Annotated in this window: 15 protein-coding genes; 9 read left to right on the top strand and 6 right to left on the bottom strand. The window is 34.6% G+C overall.

Features of this window, described 5'->3' with window-relative positions; genetic code table 11:
• Nucleotide 1: 1 nt before the first annotated feature.
• The 4 genes from NCC77_RS15345 to NCC77_RS15330 all read right to left on the bottom strand — a co-directional run bounded on the left by NCC77_RS15345 (nucleotide 2) and on the right by NCC77_RS15330 (nucleotide 4802).
• Complete coding sequence (locus NCC77_RS15345) at nucleotides 2-1258, bottom strand: extracellular solute-binding protein (RefSeq protein WP_250836373.1); 1257 nt, start codon at nucleotides 1256-1258, stop codon at nucleotides 2-4.
• Entirely contained in the window at nucleotides 1258-2397 is a 1140-nt protein-coding gene (locus NCC77_RS15340) for a CaiB/BaiF CoA transferase family protein (RefSeq protein WP_250836372.1), read from the bottom strand. Before NCC77_RS15340 ends, NCC77_RS15345 begins: the two co-directional genes overlap by 1 nt.
• A 117-nt stretch (nucleotides 2398-2514) precedes the next feature.
• Complete coding sequence (locus tag NCC77_RS15335; RefSeq protein WP_250836371.1) at nucleotides 2515-3657, bottom strand: CaiB/BaiF CoA transferase family protein; 1143 nt, start codon at nucleotides 3655-3657, stop codon at nucleotides 2515-2517.
• Nucleotides 3654-4802 (bottom strand): ABC transporter substrate-binding protein, encoded by a 1149-nt coding sequence (locus tag NCC77_RS15330; protein WP_250836370.1) that lies wholly within the window; start codon nucleotides 4800-4802, stop codon nucleotides 3654-3656. Before NCC77_RS15330 ends, NCC77_RS15335 begins: the two co-directional genes overlap by 4 nt.
• A gap of 399 nt (nucleotides 4803-5201) precedes the next feature.
• Between NCC77_RS15330 and NCC77_RS15325 the strand changes: the two genes are divergently transcribed.
• The 4 genes from NCC77_RS15325 (at nucleotide 5202) to NCC77_RS15310 (ending at nucleotide 9192) form a co-directional block, all read left to right on the top strand.
• Entirely contained in the window at nucleotides 5202-6056 is an 855-nt protein-coding gene (locus tag NCC77_RS15325; protein ID WP_250836369.1) for a fumarylacetoacetate hydrolase family protein, read from the top strand.
• A 170-nt stretch (nucleotides 6057-6226) separates the two neighbouring features.
• Complete coding sequence (locus NCC77_RS15320) at nucleotides 6227-7240, top strand: zinc-binding alcohol dehydrogenase family protein (RefSeq protein ID WP_250836368.1); 1014 nt, start codon at nucleotides 6227-6229, stop codon at nucleotides 7238-7240.
• Between the two features lie 317 nt (nucleotides 7241-7557).
• Nucleotides 7558-8355: an SDR family oxidoreductase gene (locus NCC77_RS15315; RefSeq protein ID WP_250836367.1), complete on the top strand. Its 798-nt coding sequence runs from the start codon at nucleotides 7558-7560 to the stop codon at nucleotides 8353-8355.
• Nucleotides 8356-8361: 6 nt separating this feature from the next.
• Entirely contained in the window at nucleotides 8362-9192 is an 831-nt protein-coding gene (locus tag NCC77_RS15310; protein WP_250836366.1) for an amidohydrolase family protein, read from the top strand.
• Nucleotides 9193-9548: 356 nt separating this feature from the next.
• On the opposite strand, the gene NCC77_RS15305 is transcribed toward NCC77_RS15310, so the two are convergent.
• Nucleotides 9549-11225: a glycoside hydrolase family 28 protein gene (locus NCC77_RS15305; RefSeq protein ID WP_250836365.1), complete on the bottom strand. Its 1677-nt coding sequence runs from the start codon at nucleotides 11223-11225 to the stop codon at nucleotides 9549-9551.
• A gap of 508 nt (nucleotides 11226-11733) precedes the next feature.
• On the opposite strand from NCC77_RS15305, the gene NCC77_RS15300 reads away from it, so the two are divergent.
• The 4 genes from NCC77_RS15300 (at nucleotide 11734) to NCC77_RS15285 (ending at nucleotide 19080) form a co-directional block, all read left to right on the top strand.
• On the top strand, nucleotides 11734-14241 hold the full coding sequence (locus NCC77_RS15300; RefSeq protein WP_250836364.1) for a right-handed parallel beta-helix repeat-containing protein: 2508 nt from the start codon (nucleotides 11734-11736) through the stop codon (nucleotides 14239-14241).
• A 151-nt stretch (nucleotides 14242-14392) separates the two neighbouring features.
• Nucleotides 14393-15457, top strand: coding sequence for a Gfo/Idh/MocA family protein (locus NCC77_RS15295; RefSeq protein ID WP_250836363.1), 1065 nt, complete (start codon nucleotides 14393-14395; stop codon nucleotides 15455-15457).
• Nucleotides 15454-17034, top strand: a complete 1581-nt coding sequence (locus NCC77_RS15290) for a sodium:solute symporter (protein WP_250836362.1) — start codon at nucleotides 15454-15456, stop codon at nucleotides 17032-17034. The genes NCC77_RS15295 and NCC77_RS15290 overlap by 4 nt, the downstream gene beginning before the upstream one ends.
• A 201-nt stretch (nucleotides 17035-17235) precedes the next feature.
• On the top strand, nucleotides 17236-19080 hold the full coding sequence (locus NCC77_RS15285) for an ATP-dependent nuclease (RefSeq protein WP_250836361.1): 1845 nt from the start codon (nucleotides 17236-17238) through the stop codon (nucleotides 19078-19080).
• 19 nt (nucleotides 19081-19099) lie between these two features.
• Here the strand turns inward: NCC77_RS15285 and NCC77_RS15280 are convergent, their stop codons facing one another.
• The gene (locus NCC77_RS15280; RefSeq protein ID WP_250836360.1) at nucleotides 19100-19309 is read right to left on the bottom strand and encodes a helix-turn-helix transcriptional regulator; all 210 of its coding nucleotides are present in this window, start codon (nucleotides 19307-19309) and stop codon (nucleotides 19100-19102) included.
• A 163-nt stretch (nucleotides 19310-19472) separates the two neighbouring features.
• On the opposite strand from NCC77_RS15280, the gene NCC77_RS15275 reads away from it, so the two are divergent.
• Nucleotides 19473-19676, top strand: coding sequence for a SymE family type I addiction module toxin (locus NCC77_RS15275; RefSeq protein ID WP_250836359.1), 204 nt, complete (start codon nucleotides 19473-19475; stop codon nucleotides 19674-19676).
• The last annotated feature ends 215 nt before the right edge of the window (nucleotides 19677-19891 follow it).

Here is a 19891-nt window from a genome sequence, read left to right as displayed (position 1 = left end):
TTTAATTCTTGACAGAGCCGTGTAATGTTGTTCCTTGACTTAATTCTCTAATTTTTTTCTGAGTTTCCTCTAAAACTATTGCCGATGAAATATCGGTTTCAATAGCTTTTAAAACTGCGCCGTCAATAAGTTCAGCTACTTTTGGCCAGATTGGCGTTTGAGGCAGTGTCAATGCATTTTCATGGAGCATTTCCAGTTTGTGATAAAACGGAATTAAAGTATTAATTTCTGCGTCTTTCCAAGTTGATTTTCGGCACCCAATTCCACCTTCCGTGGTCAATAATTTGTCACTTTCTGGCGTAGTGGCAAAGCGTAAAAAATCGTAAGCCAGTTTTTTGTGTTTGCTTCCAGAGCCAATGGTATACAGCCAATATACATTTAAAGAAGCTGTTTTGTGACTAGGATCGGATGGGAGGGAAGTGATATCGATTTTTCCTTTCACTTTCGATTCTTCAATTACTTCTGCCATAGAAGCAAATCCGAACCAGTTGATTGCCATTGCTGCTTGTCCTTCGGCGAAAGCCAAACCTGCTTCAACCGAACCAAATTCTCTCGATTTAGGATGAACAGCATTTTTGTCATTGACTATTTTTCGATAAAAATCCAATGCTTTTATCGCTGCTTCGTTATGAATATCAATCTGATTTTTTTTGTTTAATAAAGAACCGCCGCGTGTCCATAATTGCAGACAGAAGTCAAAAACCATATTGTGTCCGTCTGGATAATTCGCAAAAACGGCACCGTATAAATTATTTTCGGGACGATTAAAAAATGTGGCAATTTCTGAAAATTCCTGCCACGTTTTTGGCGTAGCAAGTTCGTAACCAAACTGTTTTTTAAAATTCTCTTTTTCTGTTTCGTTTTCGAATAAATCTTTTCTGTAAATCAGACATTCTGGGCCATCGTGAAACGGAAGTCCGAAAATGCCATTACTTAATTTTTGTAAATGCAAAAGCGATTTATGCCACCCAAATGGATAGTTTTCTGGCGGATTTTCTCCAATTAAGGAAAACAAATTAAGAACCGCATTTTCGTTTGCAGCATCAAAAATCCAATCGGTATTGATATGAGCAATATCCCATTTTCCTTCTTTTAGACCTTTATCTGAAATTGTGGTTTCATATAAATCATGAAGTTCCAATGCAACCATTTCGGCTTCAATTTTTATATTGTTTTGAATTGAAAATGCATCCCACAACTTTTGAAGTGTACTTTCGAACGGATCGAATTTTCGAATAGCGATTCTAATTTTTTCCATCAGCAGTCAATAAATTCTTTAATAATTTTTTCATTGTCCTGACCCAGTTTCGGCGAACCTTTTCCAGAAGTCAGATATTCACCGTCAATTTTGATCGGACAGCGTGTTGTTTTATACGTATATCCGTCAAGCATTTCGACTTGCTGCGTAAAATTTAAAACCTTAAATCCATCTTCAGCAAATAATTGCTGATAGTTTAAAACTCCTGCGCACCAAATGTCGGCTGGTTCTAAAATATCTAACCAAAACTGTGTTTCCTGCGTTTGCAGATGATCGGCAAGGATATTTTTGATTTCGTCTCTAAGCGTAAATTTATTTTCAGGGAAAGCCAATAAAGCATCGCATTTCAGCAAAGAAGCCAAAACAGGAATCGAGCCCATTGCTAGTGCTAAATAACCATTTTTGGTTTTGTAAATTCCGTATGGCGCGCCTAAATATGCGTGTGCATTATTCGTTTTAGTTCGAACTGGCAATTCGCCTCCGTCATTAAAGAAAGTAGTAATTGTTTCAAACTGAAAATCAAATGCCGATTCTAGCATACTGACTTGTACTTGTGCGCCAATATTATGAGTTGCTTTTCGATATAAAGCGGCTAAAATTCCTTGTGCCAAATGCGCTCCAGCAAGCATGTCAACAATTGACAATCCCATCGGAACTGGTCCATCTTCTTGATTGCCGCTTAACCAAGTTAGTGCCGTTAAAGATTGTAAAAGCAAGTCTTGTCCCGGCAAATCTTTCAAATCTGGATGTTCTCCAAAACCTGAAATTGATCCGTAAATCACATTTGGATTAATGCTTTTTACTTCTTCATAACTCAATCCAATGCGTTCCATAACTCCAGGTCTGAAATTATGCATCACAACATCGGCTTTGGCTAATAGTTTTTTTAGTTTTTGAAGCTCTTCTGGTTGTTTAAAATCAATCGCAAAAGATTCTTTGTTTCTGTTGATGGTATGAAAAACCGATGATTCGCCGTTCATAATCAAATCGGAAGTATATAAAGTACGGCAGATGTCTCCCGTTCCCGGTTTTTCAATTTTTATGACACGCGCTCCCAAATCGGCCAGACGCAAACTCGCCGACGGCCCCGAAAGAAACTGACTGAAATCTACAATTAAATAATCTTCTAATGGTTTCATTTTTTTGTTTAACCGTTTTTTATGGTTTAATCGTTTAATCGTTGTATTTGTTTAACCGTTAATTTGTCGATTTGTTTAATGCGATTAAACGATTAAACAAATAAACGATTCAACAATCTAGCGAATAAACTGTTCGTGTATATTCAAATTGTCTTGTCCCACTTTTGGTGCTGCTTTTTCGCTAAGTAAAATTTCACCGTCCAACTGAATGGGGCTTCTGGTGGTTACCAAAGTTTCGCCTTCGGTATTTTTTACGGTTTGTTTCAGCTGTAATTCATTTACAAAAGGCTGATTGTCTAATTCTTCGTAATTAAAAACTTTTCCGCACCAAATGCCTTCTTTCTGCAAGATTTCGATCCAATAATCAGAAGTTTGAGTTTTAATTCTTTCACTCAAAATCGTTCTGATTTCGTCGCGTTTTTCAAACCAAAGATGTTTATCGGCGAAAGCGTTTAAATCCAAACCTAATGTTTTTCCAATAAAGAGCAAATCGCCCATTGCAAGAGATAAATAACCGTCTTGTGTTTGGTAAACTCCATAGGGAGCACTTAAAAAAGCATGCGCGCTTCCTTTAATGTCGCCACGCTCAGGTAATTGACCGCCATCATTTAAGAAAGAAGTAATCGCTTCAAATTGTACATCGAGAATAGATTCCAGTAAACTCACTTCGACCAAAACTCCTTTCTTGGTTTTAGCTCTTTTTAGAAGTGCTGCTAAAATTCCCTGCACAAAATGATTTCCGCACATTAAATCGGCAACCGCCAATCCAAAAGGAACTGGGCCTTGACTTTTTCGTCCGCTCAGCCAGCTTAACCCAGAAAGCGATTGTAACAATAAATCTTGTCCCGGTTTTTTTGCCCACGGACCTTCATTTCCGTAACCTGTAATGGTTCCGTAAATAAGCTGCGGATTAATAGAAAGCGTATTTTCAAAATCTAAACCGATTTTTTCCATCACTCCGGGTCTGAAATTATGTGTCATAATATCCGCCTTTTCGATCAGTTTTTTGATCAAAACTAAATCGTCAGGATTTTTTAAATCGGCTGCAAAAGATTCTTTATTTCTGTTTATCGTATGAAAAAGCAAACTGCTATCGTCTACAAATAAATCTTTGATGCTCAATTGTCTGCAAGCTTCACCTTTTACAGGACGCTCAATTTTGATAACGCGTGCGCCCAAATCGGCTAGTTTTAATCCAGCTGAAGGTCCTGCTAAAAACTGGCAGAATTCCAGAACAATTAATCCTTCTAAAGGTCTCATACCGTCTGAATTTTTAGAGATTCCGCGTAAAGCGAATTCATTTCTTCCAATACTTTTAATTCGTCTCCGCCATTCATCAAATAATTACGAACCACATCTCCCGCGTTATCTTGGAAATACATGTGACCGTAATATCTCGGACGAAGGAAAGCACGTTCTAACGCAGGAAGTGTATTTTTGAAATAATCATGCGTCACGCCATTAATTCTTTCGCTTTTCCAAGCTTGTAAATGTCCTGGCTGACCGCCATTATCGGTATAAATATTTTGCTGTACTTGTGATGAACACGTAAATTCGGCGTATTTTATGGCGGTTTCAATATGTTCGCTGAATGAAGAAACAGCCAATCCAGTTCCTCCCAAAGAAGAAATCATCGGATTCTCATTCAGTTTTACTAAATCATAAAAATGTAAAAGGTTTTGGCTGTAGCCAATGCGAGAATAATTAGAATAACCGTAAGCAAAAGGGCAATACGCGATTTCGTCTGAATTGACCATTGCTTCGTAAACTTGAATTGGATTACGGTTAAAGTTAGCTGGATCAATCAACTGCGCCAGTTCTCTAAACATTTGAAGCGCTTTGATTCCTGTAGTTTCAGAAATCACTTTTTCTTCCGAAAGAAAAGGAGCTTCGCCTAAACTGCAGCAAAACATATAAAAACTCATTAAAACATCTACCGGAATTCCAGCAAAAGCGACTAAACCTTTTTTCGCTAAAGCCAATAAATCCTCGTAGGTTTTGGGAACTTCTAAATTATTTTTTTCTAAAATATCCAAGCGGGCAGAAGCAACCGGAGTTGCAGCATCGATAGGAAGAGCCCATAATTTGTCGTGAAAAACATAACTTCCGTACGATTTGCCAACCGTATTAATTTCTTGATCTTTAATATATTCGTTTGATAAATAATCAGATAACGGAAGAATCGCCTTGGTTTGAGCTCCAAAACCTGTCCAAGGATGATCGATTACCAATAAATCAAATCTTTTGGCTAGGTCTTCAATAGAAGCATCGGCAAATTCTTGTAAACTTCTCTTTTCCCAAGAAATTTCAACATCAGGATGTAGTTCAGTAAAACGCTGCGATGTAGCAACCATTGGAAGTAAACCTCTTGTATGATTCCAAGTTATGCCTTTTAATTTTATCATTTTTGTATAGGAATTTTTGAGTAGTGAAATCGTTTGAAATAATAAATGTAAAAAATACAATTACAAAAGTAGAAATAAGATTTAAATGAACAAGAAATCCTTTATTTATTAAAGAATCTTTTTCTAGAAAAGCTTAATTAGTGATATAATTTCTACAAACCATCTAAAAAATGTTATAAAAATTTAAAGTTTAGTCATTTTAAGAATAGGAAAACGAAATATATCTCGGATATTAATTTTTAAAAAGTATTTTTGTAATTGTATTTTTTACATTTATTAATTTTACTTTGTTCTTTTGATGAATTTCGAAATTGAAAAAAGCAGAATTGTTGCGATAATATACAATTGGTGAACTCATTTCATCTGAAAAAATAAACTAACAATTAAAAATATACGATTATGAAATTAATACGTTTTGGAGAAATCGGAAAAGAAAAACCAGGAGTTTTAATTGGAGAAAAGAGATATGATGTTTCTTCGATTGTAACCGATTTTAACGAAAGTTTCTTTGAAGAAAACGGATTAGAGAAATTACAAAAAGCATTAGAAAACAATCCAACTTTGCCAGAAGTTAATGCTTCGGTACGTTTGGGGTCTCCTGTTGCTCGTCCTTCAAAAATTATCTGCATTGGATTGAATTATATTGACCATTGTAAAGAAACAAATGCTCCAATTCCGACAGAACCGATTATTTTCTTTAAATCAACTACCTCTTTGTGCGGACCAGATGATGATTTGATTATTCCGAAAAATAGTGAAAAAACAGACTGGGAAGTTGAATTGGCTTTTATTGTGGGTAAAAAAGCGAGTTACGTTGAAGAAGCAGAAGCTTTAGATTATGTGGCTGGTTATGCTTTGCTAAATGATTACAGTGAAAGAGGTTTTCAGCTGGAGCGTGGCGGACAATGGGCAAAAGGAAAAGGAAGTGACACTTTTGCGCCTCTTGGACCATTTTTGGCTACAAAAGATGAAATCGCAGATGTGGACAATTTAAAAATGTGGCTGACGGTAAATGGTAAAAAGTACCAAGATAGTAACACCTTAAATTTGGTTTTCAAAATTCCTTATTTGGTACATTATTTAAGTCAGTTTATGACTTTGCTTCCGGGTGATATTATTAGCACGGGAACACCTCCTGGAGTTGGTTTAGGAATAAAACCAGAACCTATTTACATTAAAGCTGGCGATGTTGTTGAATTGGGAATTGAAGGTTTAGGAACTAGTAAGCAAAAAGCTGTAGTATATAAAAAGTAATATAACTATCTGTTATTGTGACGCGGATAAAACTGATTTACTTCGTAAAAACGCGGATTAGAACGGATTTTATATGTAAGAAAGTTAATAAAGAACCCGTTTAATCCGTGTCTTCGCGATAGCGAATCTGTATCATCCGAGTCCAATTAGAAATTTAAACGAAACAAAAAATGAAATATATTGTTTGCGAAAAACCGCAGGAATTTTTACTAAAAGAAACCAGTATTCCAGAACCAAAAGAGGGGGAAGTTTTATTGAAAATTAAAAGAATCGGAATCTGCGGAACTGATATTCACGCTTTTGGTGGTACTCAGCCGTATTTTGAATATCCAAGAATTTTAGGTCACGAATTGGCTGCGGAATATGTAAAAGGAAATGCGGAAGGTTTCAAGCCTGGCGATAAAGTAACTTTTATTCCGTATTTCAACTGCGGAAAATGTGTGGCTTGTAGAAACGGATTGACAAACTGCTGTGTAAATATTAAAGTTTTCGGCGTTCACATTGACGGCGGAATGGCTGAATATGTGTCGATTCCAGAACAATATTTATTGCATGGTCAAGGTTTAGATTATGATGAACTGGCTTTGGTTGAGCCGTTGGCAATTGCAGCGCACGGAGTTAGAAGGGCGGCTGTAAAACCAACGGACACCGTTTTGGTAATGGGAGCAGGACCAATTGGAATTGGTTTGATTCAGTTTGCTAAAATTGCCGGAGCAAAAGTAATCGTAATGGATATCAACGATTACAGATTAAACTTCTGTAAAACAGAATTAAATGCAGACGAAACGATTAATCCGTTAAACGATGATGTTGCGCAAAAATTAGCTGAATTAACAAACGGCGACATGGCAAATGTGGTGATTGATGCGACTGGAAATCAGAAAGTGATGAACAGCGCTTTTAATTATATTTCGCATGGCGGAAGATTTGTTTTGGTCGGACTTCAAAAGGGAGAGTTAAGTTTTAGTCATCCTGATTTCCATAAAAGAGAATCGACTTTAATGAGCAGTAGAAATGCAACGATCGAAGATTTCGAATATGTAATGAAATGTTTGAAAGAAGGAAAAATTGATCCGAAAAAATACATCACGCACAGAACAAGTTTTGCTGAAATGATTAATAATTTTGGAAACTTGATTGATCCTAAAAACAATGTGATTAAGGCATTAATTGAAATAGACTAAAAGTATATTGTGAAGTACTGTTTGTCATCCTGACGAAGGAAGGATCGCATTAGTTGATCGACAAAGATTGACGATTTAGATTGTGGAATTTCTAGTGTGATCCTTCCTTCGCAGGATGACAAAAATGCTGAATAAATATTAAACACATAGAAACATAGATTTTTATTGTTTGTAAAAGAGAATAAAAAAGAAACTAGTTCTTAACACATAGCTATGTGTGTTAATGCAAGTGGAACGCCTTTTAAGTGGTTTTAAAAACTATGTTTCTATGTGTTTAAAAAATCTAACTACTATTAAACTTTAAATACCCACAAAAAATGGATTTAAACTTAAAAAATAAAATAGTTGTCGTTTCTGGTTCGGCTGGAAAAGAAGGCAGTATCGGAGAAACAATCGTGAACAGATTGGCAGATGAAGGCGCAATTCCGGTTTTAGTTGACAGAAATGCAAGAGGTTTCGAATACGTAGAAAGACTTCAAAAAAGAGGCGTTAATTCTTTATTTGTACAAACTGATGTAACAGATCCTGTTGCAATAGAAAATGCTGTAAAAGTAATCGGAGCAAAATACGGAAGAATCGATGCTATAATTAATAATGTTGGAGTAAATGATGGTGCAGGATTAGATGCTTCTTACGAGGAATTTATGGATTCTTTGAAATTGAATGTTGTAAGTTATTTTCTTTTAGCTAAATATTCACTTCCATACTTAAAAGAATCAAAAGGAAATATCTTAAATATCGGTTCAAAAGTGGCTTTAACTGGTCAGGGAGGAACTTCTGGTTACGCTGCTGCAAAAGGAGGAGTTCTGGGGTTAACGAGAGAATGGGCAGTAGATTTGATTCAGTACGGAATTCGTTCGAATGCGATTATTATTGCTGAAAGTTATACGCCGGCTTACGAAGATTGGATCAAAACATTGCCAGATGGTGAAACGGTTTTGAATAAAATCAATAAAAGTATTCCGTTAGAGAGTCGTATGACGAAAACAGAAGAAATTGCAGATACAGCACTTTTCGTCATTTCAGAAAAATCATCGCATACTACAGGACAATTTGTTTATGTGGATGGAGGTTACGTACATTTAGACCGTGCTTTAATCAGCGATGTTAATTAAAAAGTTATGAGTAAAAGAATAGATTCCCATCAGCACTTTTGGAAGTTTGATCCCGTTAGAGACAGCTGGATTGACGAAACGATGCAGAATATCCAAAGAGATTTTCTTCCTGAGAATTTAGAACCTTTATTAAAAGAAAACCAGTTTGAAGGCTGTGTGGCGGTTCAAGCAAGCCAATCGGAAGAAGAAACTCGTTTTTTATTGGATTTGGCTTCTAAAAATGATTTTATAAAAGGAGTTGTCGGCTGGATAGATTTGAGAAATGAGAATATCGAAGAACGTTTACAATTCTTTTCAGATCAAAAAAAATTAAAAGGTTTTAGACATGTTGTTCAAGGCGAAGCGGATGATTTTATGTTTGGAGAAGCATTTAGAAATGGAATTCAAGCTTTAAAGAAATTCGGTTACACTTATGATATTCTGATTTTCGAACGCCAATTACCTGCAGCGATAAGTTTGGTAAAAGATTTTCCAAACCAAAAATTTGTAATCGATCATATTGCAAAACCAGATATTAAATCAGAAACTATTTATATTTGGAAAAGTGGCATTGAGGAAATTGCAAAATACGAAAACGTTTGGTGTAAAATCTCAGGAATGGTCACAGAAGCCGACTGGAAAAACTGGAAGCCAGAAGATTTAAAACCGTATTTAGATGTAATTTTTGAAAACTTTCCAGTTGATAAATTAATGTACGGCTCAGACTGGCCAGTTTTAAATGTAGCTTCTGATTATAATGAAGTTGTAAAAACTTTGGAAGATTATATTTCGAAGTTTTCTATTGAAGACCAGAATAAGATTTGGTTTGAGAATGCGAATGAGTTTTATAACTTATAAGTTATGATGTAAGTTAGCTCGGAAAGTAAAAGAGCCTGAAAGGCTCCTATCATCAACACTGGGCAACGCCCAGTGATAATGAAGAAGACGGCACATAAAAAAGCCCTGAAAGGGCGTAAGCATTAATAATCACGTAATCGCTTACGCCCTTTCAGGGCTTTATTATGGCGGTCTATATCAATTCATAGGGCGTTGCCCTATGGTGATGCTTTGAGGCCTTTGGCCTATTTTAAAAAGGTACAGAAACATATATCTGGTTTCGACCATGGGACACAATGCGAGCAATGCAATACGTGACAATCTTGCGTCCCTGTGGTTGAAACCACGGGCTATGTTTGAAATTTCAAAATTTCGAATTAAAACTTAACCGCTTTTTTAGGAACGTTTTTATCAACAGTTGTCGTCTTAGAAAAATTAATTTTAGAACCACTTAAATCAATATTCTTACTTGCTTCACCATTAATCGTAATTGCATTTGATGAAGAAGGGTTAAACTCGATATTTTTCAGCGAAAGGTTTTTAGTATTGTAAATTTCGAAAGCATTTTTAGCTTCGATATCTAATTGTGCATTGCTGATTTTAATTCCGTTAGCATCAATTATAGAAAAACCTTTTTGTGCTTTCGCGATAAGATTTGTGATTTCAATATTTTCTAAATTCATTTCAGGAAGCCCTTGTAAGAATATGGCTTGCTGAGCGCCTTTAATCGTAATATTTTTGATTACGATATTCTTGAACTGAGGTGTTTCTTCGTTTACCGGAATTGCTTTTGTGCTTACTGTATTTCCACCTTCAGCTAAAGTTTCAGCGATTGATTTTCCTCCATAATACAAATCAAAAGAAATTGCCTGAGATGGAATATCAGTCATAAAAACATCTGAGATGTAAATATTTTCTACAACACCGCCACGCCCGCGAGTACTTTTGAAACGAAGTCCAACATCAGTTCCCATAAAAGTGCAGTTAGAAACGTGCAGGTTTTTTACTCCTCCAGACATTTCACTTCCAACCGTAACACCGCCGTGTCCGTGATATACGATATTATTTTTTACAATAATATTTTCGCAAGGAACACCTCTGTCACGTCCGTCTTTATCTTTTCCAGATTTGATACAGATGGCATCATCTCCCACATCAAAACTAGAATTTTCAATTACTACATTTTTGCAAGATTCCACATCAAGACCGTCACCATTTTGAGAAAACCATGGATTACGAACGGTTATATTTCGAACAATTAAATCTTCAATTAATAACGGGTGAATATTCCATGCTGGAGAATTTTGAAAAACAGGTCCGTCAAATAGCACTCTTTTACTATTTTGAATGCTTACCAAAACTGGACGTAGGAAATCGTGAATAGCTTCAAAATCTTCTTTCGTTTTCAAGTCAAGACGAATGTTCTGATCTGCACCTTTAGCCCCTTTTAAATATTGTTCAGAAGGATACCAGCTGTCTTTCTTTTCATTTAAAACCCCGCCAGAAGCTACAAATTTTTTCCATTGTTCATCTGTCAATTTACTCTTTTTAACTTGTCGCCAAGCTTCGCCAGATCCGTCCCAAACACCATTTCCGGTAAACGCAATATTCTCTAGGTTTTTTCCATAAATAGGAGAGATACAACGCCAAGTGTTTAAACCTTCGAAGCTTGTTTCGATTATTGGATATAAAGATTTATCGGTACTGAATTTGATTAAAGCGCCTTTTTCTGCATGAAGCTCAATATTACTTTTTAGAATGATTGGTCCCGTGAGCCAAATCCCAGGTGGGATAATTAATTTTCCTCCACCTTTTTTAGAAAGGGCATCTATAGCATCAGCAAAAGCTTTTGTGTTTAAAACGTAACCGCCATTTACAGCTCCAAAGTCTTTTAGATTCACACTGTAATTCGGAATTACAGGTTCTTGGACTTCAGCCATTTTAAACTCAATATTTTTATAAGTATCAGCAGATTTTTGTGCAGAAACTGTATTGAAACTCAAAGCAAAAGAGGCGAGAGCTACACATAAAAGGTTAATTCGGTTAGTTTTCATTCGTATAATATTATAGTTTATTTTTAAGATTCTGAGGTTCTAAGTGGCTAAGATGCTAAGATTCAAGTGAGAAACTTAGCACCTTAGTGATTTAGTGTCTTAGGAACTTTTTTTCAATTTACTGGTAATTCAATTTTTTATGCTATGAATTTTTATTCAATAAATAAAATTATGCATTTTAAATTTGAAATATTTAATGTAATCGATTACACAAATCTATTAAAAAAATATTATGAAATACCAGTTTTTGGCGGTTTATCACAGATTTTTTATGAATTTAACTTTTTTTGATTACGAAATCAGAAAATAATAAAAAGGAAACTTTTGGGGTGTTTTACCTTAAAGTCAATATTACAGGAGGGTACAGGATGCTCGTAATTTTATATTCTTTTAAATTGTCCCTGTTATTTGGTAAAAGTGTTAAAAATACAATTATTTGTAAAAATTATAGCGCTTTAAATAAATGCCTCGTAATTTTAGCTCAAGAAAAAAATCAATACTATAAATAATGCGTTTAATTCCTTTCAACAAATTACTAATTGTTTTCTTAATGGTATTCACAGTTTCTGCAAGTGGTGCTGAAATCTGGGTTTCACCATCAGGAAAAGATTCGAACATCGGAACAAAATCAAATCCGTTGGCAACGGTTCACATGGCAATGCGAAAAGCCAGAGAACTTCGTCGTTTAAAAGATCCATCGATAAAAGACGGAATCCGAATCATAGTAATGAACGGAACGTATTATTTAAACGAACCTTTATTTGTACGACCAGAAGATTCTGGAACAGCAGAAAGCCTAACAACAATTGAAGCGGATGTAAATGCAAGACCCATTATAAGCGGTGGAATCGAAATTAAAAACTGGACAAAATCGACAACCGTTATTAACGGACTTAAAAAAGGTGCCGTTTGGGTAGTCGATGCTCCTAAAAAAGCAGGAAGTCTGATTGATTACAGACAATTGTGGGTAAATGGTAAAAAAGCCGTTAGAGCCAAAAATACTGCGGGAACCACAATGGAACGTATTTTATCTTGGAATCACGAGGAACAAACTTGCTGGATTCCGTTTAAAGATAAATCGGTTAAGTTTGAGCCTGGAATGGAAATGTTTATTGTGCAATGGTGGTCGAATGCTAATCTTCGAATCAAAAATATTGAAGTTCACAAAGACAGCGCCAAACTTTCATTTGAAGAGCCAGAAAGTCGTATTCAAAGTGAGCATCCGTGGCCTGCACCGTGGATTTCTAAAAATAACGGAAACTCAGCTTATTTCTTGAACAATGCTTTTTCACTGTTAAATGAACCTGGAGAATGGTATTTGGACAAGAAAAATGCTAAGATATATTATATTCCGAGAGCTGGAGAAGAGATTAATTCGGCAGTTGTAACCGCTCCCGTTTTAGAAAATCTAGTTGAAGTAAAAGGAACAATCGATTCTCCTGTAAGTCATTTTAGATTTAAAGGAATTTCGTTTCAATACAGCAACTGGCTTCGTCCTTCACAGCAAGGTCATGTTCCGTTGCAGTCAGGCATGTATTTATTGGACGCTTATAAATTGAAACAGCCGGGAACGCCAAATCAGGCGAGTTTAGAAAATCAGGCTTGGGTTGGGAGACCTCGTTCTGCGGTTGAAGTAAATTATGCTAATAATATTCAGTTTGAATCGTGTCGTTTTGAGCATTTGGCTTCGACTGGTTTAGATTTAAATAAAGGAACAAATCACAATACCGTAAAAGGAAATTTATTTAAAGATATTGGCGGAAGTGCCATCAACGTTGGTGTTTTCTCAGAAGAAGCTTTCGAAGCGCATTTGCCTTTAGTTATAAAAGACGAAAGAGAAATGTGTTCTGATGAAGTGATTTCGGATAATTTAATCACCAACGTAACCAATGAAGATTGGGGAACTTTAGGAATCAGCGCAGGTTTTGTTAGAAACATCACAATTGAACACAACGAAATTTCGGATGTATCATATTCTGGAATGGCAATGGGCTGGGGTTGGACGCATACGCCAAACGTGATGCAGAACAATAAAATTCTGGCAAATAAAATCCATCATTATGCGAAACATTTACACGATGTTGCTGGAATTTACACACTTTCGGCTCAGCCTGGTAGCCGAATCGAAGAAAATTATATCGACAAAGTTTACAACAGTCCGTATGCGCACGATCCATTTTTATGGCTGTATTTATATACTGATGAAGGAAGTGAAGGTTTTACGATTAAAAACAACTGGATTGCCGAAAAGAAAATTCTTAAAAACCATAATGGTCCCAAAGGAAATATTTGGGAACACAATGATCCGTATGTAAGTACTAAAATTAAAGATGCAGCCGGAATCAGAGCGCCTTACAAACATTTAGAAAAAGAAGTCGTTATCGATGAAAAATGGGGCTTGCAGGAAATGCCCAAACCGTATGCAATCGAATTGATAGGTTCTGATTTTGATATCGAAAAAATCAAATCGACTTTGGTTGGGTTTAGAATAGTAGGTCAAGAATTGTATCAATGGAAAAATCATTTGGTGATTTACGGAAAAATGAATCAGCCAGAAAGAACGAAACGAAAACTGGCGGGCGCTTTTCCTTCTTTTGAAATTAAAATCTATGATGATTTGGTTTACGATTTCCAAAACTTCGAAAGATGTAAAGATTCAAAACCAGCATCAGACTGGGAAAATGTGGTTTTAACAGCAAATCTTCCTGCTGATGAAAAACTGCAAAAAGAATACGTTGAGTATCATAAAACACAATTTGAAAAATGGCCAGAAGTAGCAAAAGGTTTCTGTAATGCCGATTTTCAGCAATTGCAGGTTTTCAAAAAAGACAGGCAATTAATCTTGGTAATCAGTATTCCGAAAGGAGAAAATCTTGATAAACTAAATCCAAAGACAACACAAAATAATCCTCGTGTAGACGATTGGAATGTCTTGATGAAAAAATATCAAAGCGGAATCGAAGGCGCAAAACCAGATGAAACCTGGATTTTCTTGAATAAAGTTGAAACGAAATAAAAAGAGATAGCCACGAATTCACGAATTATGTTTTGAAAATCTTTGCGATTATTTTTTCGAATTAATTCGAATAATATAACATACAGATTTTCAAAACATAATTCGTGAATTCGTGGCAAAAAAAACTATCAAAAACCTAAAATAAAGACCAATGTTAAAAATAGCCATTCTGGGACTTGGAGAAGGACGAAGCACAATGTCGGCTGCTATAGAAAGTTCGAAACTAGAACTTGTTAAAATATGCGACCGAAACGAAGAATTGTGTAAACAGCGAGCAAAAGAATTCGATTTTCATTCCTACACAACCAATTACGACGATTTATTAAACGATTCGTCAATTGATATTATAGCGATTTATACGCCTGATCACTTGCATGCACAGCATGTAAAACAAGCATTGTTGCATGGAAAACACGTCGTTTGCACAAAACCGTTTATCGATGATCTTTCGGATGCTAAAGAATTGCTAGAATTAAGCAAATCAACAGGGAAGAAAGTTTTCATTGGACAAAGTTCCCGTTTTTTCGAACCAGCCAAAAGACAAAGAGCCGATTATGAAGCGGGTTTAATTGGAGATTTAATTACTATTGAAGCCCAATACCATGCTGATCACAGATGGTTTTTAAAGAAAGAATGGTCGCTTTTGCAATCGTTTAAATGGTTGTACGGAGGTTTAAGTCATCCTGTAGATTTTATCAGATGGTATTTGCCAAATATTCAGGAAGTAATGGGTTACGGAATGATTAGCAGTAACGGACAAAATGCAGGATTGAAGAATGAAGATACCATGCATTTTATCTTTAAAGCAACCGATGGAAGAATTGCTCGTGTAAGCGGTGTGTATACTTCACCGACTCAGCCAGCGCAACGTGACAGCGGCATGAGTACAATTTTAAGAGCAACAGAAGGAGCAAGTCAGGCTGATTATCACGAATTACGTTATGCCGTTACAGATAGAACTGGAGAAGAAAAAGTAATTACTTGGGGCGACAGCACAATAAAATATTATTTCCGTTTTGAAGGACAAAGTCATCATGGCGGGGAATATCAGAATTATTTAGAATATTTTGTAGATAGCATCGAAGAAGGTTTCGAAGCTTATCCAAACATGGAAGAAGGAATTGGAACCGTGGCTTTATTGCAAGCAATGGATAAATCTTTGCAAACTGGAATGCCGGTTAAAATTGCCGATATTCTTAACGAATACGGACTATGAACAGTATCTACGATAAATTAACCACGCTCGATTTTGTAATTGTTGCAGGTTATTTAGTGGCTTTATTAGTCATTGGATATGTGGTAAGTATGAAACAGAGAAAGAAAAACGAAACGCTTTTTCTGGCCGGAAACTCCTTAAACTGGTACAGCATCGGGTTTAATATGTGGGGAACCAATGTTGGGCCTTCGTCATTATTGGCTTTTGCGAGTATTGGTTATGCTACGGGAATTGTAGCGGGAAATTTCGAATGGTACGCTTTTGTATTTTTACTGCTTTTGGCAATGGTTTTTGCACCAAGATATATTGCGAGCAAAGTAAGCACGATGCCCGAATATATGGGAAAACGCTATGGCGATAGTACGCAAAACATCTTGGCTTGGTATGCTTTAGTAAAAATATTAGTAAGCTGGCTGTCTTTAGGATTATTCAGCGGAGGCGTTTTAGTACGTCAGATTTTGGGAATCCCGATGTGGCAGAGCGTTACCGTTTTAGTGATTTTCTCTGGAATATTTACGTTTGCCGGAGGCTTAAAAGCGATTGCCAAAGTGAATGTTTTTCAGATGATTCTGTTGATTGTAGTTTCATTAACGCTTTCCTTTTTAGGTTTACAAAAACTAGGCGGAATCGATGTTTTAATTGCTAAAACACCTTATAATTTTTGGAATTTAGTCCGTCCTTCAGATGATGCGCATTATCCTTGGCCAGCTATTTTACTGGGATATCCTGTAGCGGCAGTTGCTTTTTTCTGTACCGATCAATCGATGGTGCAGAGTGTTTTGGGGGCCAAAAATTTGGAGCAGGGGCAATTGGGCGTAAACTTTATTGGTTGGTTAAAAGTTATGGCTTTGCCGTTGTTTATTCTTCCCGGAATTTTGTGTTATGCGTTATATCCAGAATTAGGAAGTAATTCTGATTTGGCTTATATGACAATGGTTACGAATCTTTTCCCAAGCGGAATGAACGGTTTGGTAATCTGCGTGATGATTGCGGTTTTGGTGGGAACAATTGGTTCTTCGTTAAATGCTTTGAGTACTGTTTTTACAAATGATATTTATGTGAAGAAAATCAACCCGACGGCAACTATTCAGGATCAAATTAAAATTGGCCGATTAACAATTGCTGCTGGATGTGTTTTTGCAATTCTGATTGCTGTGGCAATTGACAATATCAAAGGACAGAATTTATTCAATATTTTTCAGGCGGTTTTAGGTTTCCTGGCGCCTTCGTTATCTGTTGTTTTCCTTTTGAGTGTTTTCTGGAAACGCACGACTAAAAAAGCCGTAAATGCGACGCTTTCTTGGGGTTCTGCGTTTAGTTTGTTTGTAGGGGTTTTATATCTATGGATTTTCCCTGCCGATAAATATCCAGCTTGGCCTCACTTTTTATTGATTTCGTTTTACATTTTTGCTGTGCTTTTAATTACAGCCGTTATTATTTCTTTAACCGATAAAAATCCTGAAGTGAATGTTTCAGATGAAACGGATATTCCTAAAACTAGTAAAAAGGTAAAGCTTTTGTTTGGGTTGTTGGGATTGACGATTTTGGTTTTGTATTTGGTTTTTAATGGGAATTAAAATAGTTTAAAATGCTTTCTTAAAAAATAAAAACACTTTCTTCCATGGAAGTGTTTTTATTTTTTATGCGAAATTAAAAAGGGTATTAATAAAATGGTGTGAATCTATTATATTTGAAGAGTATGAGAAAGTCGATGTATGCTATTATAACCTAAATTCTTTTACTATTTGCAAATTTAGAAATCATTTAATACTTAATTTATGAAATTAAAATACTCACAAGATTACCTTTCTATTACAAAGTTTAATGATTTTGAACTTCCTAAATTTACAGTATTAACTGGTTTGAATGGTGTTGGAAAAACTCATTTTTTAAAAAGTTTAACAAAAGGTGCAGTAAGAATTGAAAATGTAAGGCATAATGAAATAGTTGATTTTAATAACGTAACGTTTGCTCTCGATATTGAACCTGAAATTTCTATGTTCAAAGTTCAAGAGGAAAGAAAAAATATGTTTGATGTAATTGAAAAGAAATTAAAAACAGCAATTAACCATCATTTGAATAATCTGAATCCTATAATGGATCAACTTATCTCATATTGTGTAGATAATAATTGTTCTTTTTATGAATTAATTGAAAATGATTTCAAAAATTTAGATCATTTAGAGTTATTTAAACAATATGAGTATTATTTAAATTATACAAAACAATTAATTAATAATAATAACACAGGATCTTATACTACCCAAGAATTAACTAGACTATTATCATTTCTTAAAAAACCAATAGAACAATTAACACGGGATGAATTAGATAATTTTCATGTACCACTAAAACACAAAAACAACTTTTTAATAGTTGAATTAGGAAGGATATTTACTGATTATTGGAAAAAAATTGAAGAAAATGATTATAATTCTTTTAGAAATGAAAAGTACAATGAATCGCGAACCGTTTTTACAAACGATGAATTTGAAAAAGTCTATGGTAAAAAACCTTGGGATATAATTAATGAGATTTTGCAAAAATTTGGTAATCTAGAGTATAAAGTTAATAATCCAGAAGGACTAGAACGTGGGCATGTATTTCAACTAAAATTAATCAATACAAAAGATAGTAATGTTGTTGTAGAATTTGAAAATTTATCATCTGGTGAAAAAATTATGATGGCATTAGTTTCATGTATTTACAAATCAATCATAGATAAAAAATTTCCAAAATTATTATTGCTTGATGAAATTGATGCATCATTGCATCCTTCAATGTCAAAAATATTATTAGATGTTATAGAAAGTCAATTTGTGAAAAATGATAATATGAATGTTGTCTTAGTTACACATTCGCCTAGTACCGTTGCTTTTGCGCCTGAAAATTCTATATATGTTATGAATAAAAATGAAGAGGATAGAATAATTAAGTCTAGTAAAAAAGACGCATTAAATATTTTAACTGAAGGATTTGCATCTTTAACAACAGATGAAACTGATTTAAAAGTTAGTTATAATATTAGTAAAGCATCGGATTGTGTATTGTTAACAGAGGGAATAACAGATAGAATAATTTTAGAATCAGCGTGGGTTAAATTAGAACAAACAGATCCAAATTTTGATATTCAAGATTGTTTTGATGCATCATTTTTAAGAAACTTATTTTCCAGAAAAGAAATATTTGCTAATTATCCAACTAAAAAATTTATAGCAATTTTTGATTTTGATAAAGAAGGGTTTGATGCTTGGAGTTCTTTTAAAGATTACGAAATTGTTGAAAATGATCCTTTTAAAGGATTGTTAAAAAAGAGTAAGAAAGATAATGCTTATGTTATGCTTTTGCCTGTTCCCGACAATGATATTAAAAAGCAAGTTGTTAAAAATTCTACTGAGAATTTTGAAAATAACTCACATATGCCAATTGAATTGTTATTTCATGAAATCCCTATAGTAAAGAGTAATTTTAATATTGAACAACAAGTGGGTGGAGGTTCATTAATAAAATTTATTGGAGACAAAGTAACTTTTGCAACAAAAATAAAAAATGAATGCACTGTTGAAGACTTAAAAAATGTTAAACCAATCTTTGAAACACTTAAGAAGATATTTATTGATTAATTATATAAAAAACGTTTAATCACTGTGCAGTCGAAACCAACAACTCCCGAATATCAACCTTCAAATATTTAGCAACCTCATAAAGCGTTTCAATAGAAGGCTGAGCTTCATTTGTACACCAACGAGAAACAGTCGATACCGTTTTACCTAAATGATTGGCTAATTCCTTGCTAGTTCGATTGTTTTCAACCAAAACAACTTTTATTCTATTTAACTTAAGTTTCGACACAATGTTGATTTATTGACATTTCATGCAAATATCTTATAATTTAAATATAATAAAAAGAATACTTAAAATACTTAAAATTGCTCTAAAACAATAATTTATTGTCTTAAAAATATTATTTGTAGTATAATTTTCACTATTTTTGTTTCGATGAAATAAAAATAAAATGAAACAATCAGCGAAAAGACGATTAAAAATACAGCCAAAACATATTGCAAGATCATATCATCGATACGTTATATTTCCAGAAATTCGTCTTTGCGGAAAATGGCTTCAGAAAATCGGTTTTAATTACGGGAATTTCGTAACGATTGAACATCAGCAAAATAAAATCATTATTACAACCAACAATGAAGTTGAAACGAAATAAAAATCATCAATTTAAACATAACCCGTGGTTTCAACCACGGGGACGCAATATATAACATTACGTTTATCAAATACGTTTCCCGTGGTTGAAACCACGGGCTATGTTTTGAAAAAGATTGCAAATAAAGCAAGGCTATTTTATAAGTTGCCTCCAGTTTTAACTGGAGGTCTATGTAAAAAGAATAGAAAAAGGCTTTAGCCAAATTGTAAATATTT

The sequence above is a fragment of the Flavobacterium tyrosinilyticum genome (assembly GCF_023656565.1).
In the GTDB taxonomy this organism is placed as follows: Bacteria; Bacteroidota; Bacteroidia; order Flavobacteriales; family Flavobacteriaceae; genus Flavobacterium; species Flavobacterium tyrosinilyticum.
The sequence above is the reverse complement of the archived record's forward strand: the minus strand, read 5'-3'. Positions and strand labels throughout refer to the sequence as shown.

What these genes read in the sequence shown, in the direction of transcription:
- NCC77_RS15290 (WP_250836362.1), top strand. Translation starts at nt 15,454, where the DNA reads ATGAACAGTATCTACGATAAATTAACCACGCTCGATTTTGTAATTGTT.
- NCC77_RS15340 (WP_250836372.1), bottom strand. Translation starts at nt 2,397, where the DNA reads ATGAAACCATTAGAAGATTATTTAATTGTAGATTTCAGTCAGTTTCTT.
- NCC77_RS15305 (WP_250836365.1), bottom strand. Translation starts at nt 11,225, where the DNA reads ATGAAAACTAACCGAATTAACCTTTTATGTGTAGCTCTCGCCTCTTTT.
- NCC77_RS15335 (WP_250836371.1), bottom strand. Translation starts at nt 3,657, where the DNA reads ATGAGACCTTTAGAAGGATTAATTGTTCTGGAATTCTGCCAGTTTTTA.
- NCC77_RS15275 (WP_250836359.1), top strand. Translation starts at nt 19,473, where the DNA reads ATGAAACAATCAGCGAAAAGACGATTAAAAATACAGCCAAAACATATT.
- NCC77_RS15325 (WP_250836369.1), top strand. Translation starts at nt 5,202, where the DNA reads ATGAAATTAATACGTTTTGGAGAAATCGGAAAAGAAAAACCAGGAGTT.
- NCC77_RS15345 (WP_250836373.1), bottom strand. Translation starts at nt 1,258, where the DNA reads ATGGAAAAAATTAGAATCGCTATTCGAAAATTCGATCCGTTCGAAAGT.
- NCC77_RS15285 (WP_250836361.1), top strand. Translation starts at nt 17,236, where the DNA reads ATGAAATTAAAATACTCACAAGATTACCTTTCTATTACAAAGTTTAAT.
- NCC77_RS15295 (WP_250836363.1), top strand. Translation starts at nt 14,393, where the DNA reads ATGTTAAAAATAGCCATTCTGGGACTTGGAGAAGGACGAAGCACAATG.
- NCC77_RS15310 (WP_250836366.1), top strand. Translation starts at nt 8,362, where the DNA reads ATGAGTAAAAGAATAGATTCCCATCAGCACTTTTGGAAGTTTGATCCC.
- NCC77_RS15315 (WP_250836367.1), top strand. Translation starts at nt 7,558, where the DNA reads ATGGATTTAAACTTAAAAAATAAAATAGTTGTCGTTTCTGGTTCGGCT.
- NCC77_RS15320 (WP_250836368.1), top strand. Translation starts at nt 6,227, where the DNA reads ATGAAATATATTGTTTGCGAAAAACCGCAGGAATTTTTACTAAAAGAA.
- NCC77_RS15330 (WP_250836370.1), bottom strand. Translation starts at nt 4,802, where the DNA reads ATGATAAAATTAAAAGGCATAACTTGGAATCATACAAGAGGTTTACTT.
- NCC77_RS15300 (WP_250836364.1), top strand. Translation starts at nt 11,734, where the DNA reads ATGCGTTTAATTCCTTTCAACAAATTACTAATTGTTTTCTTAATGGTA.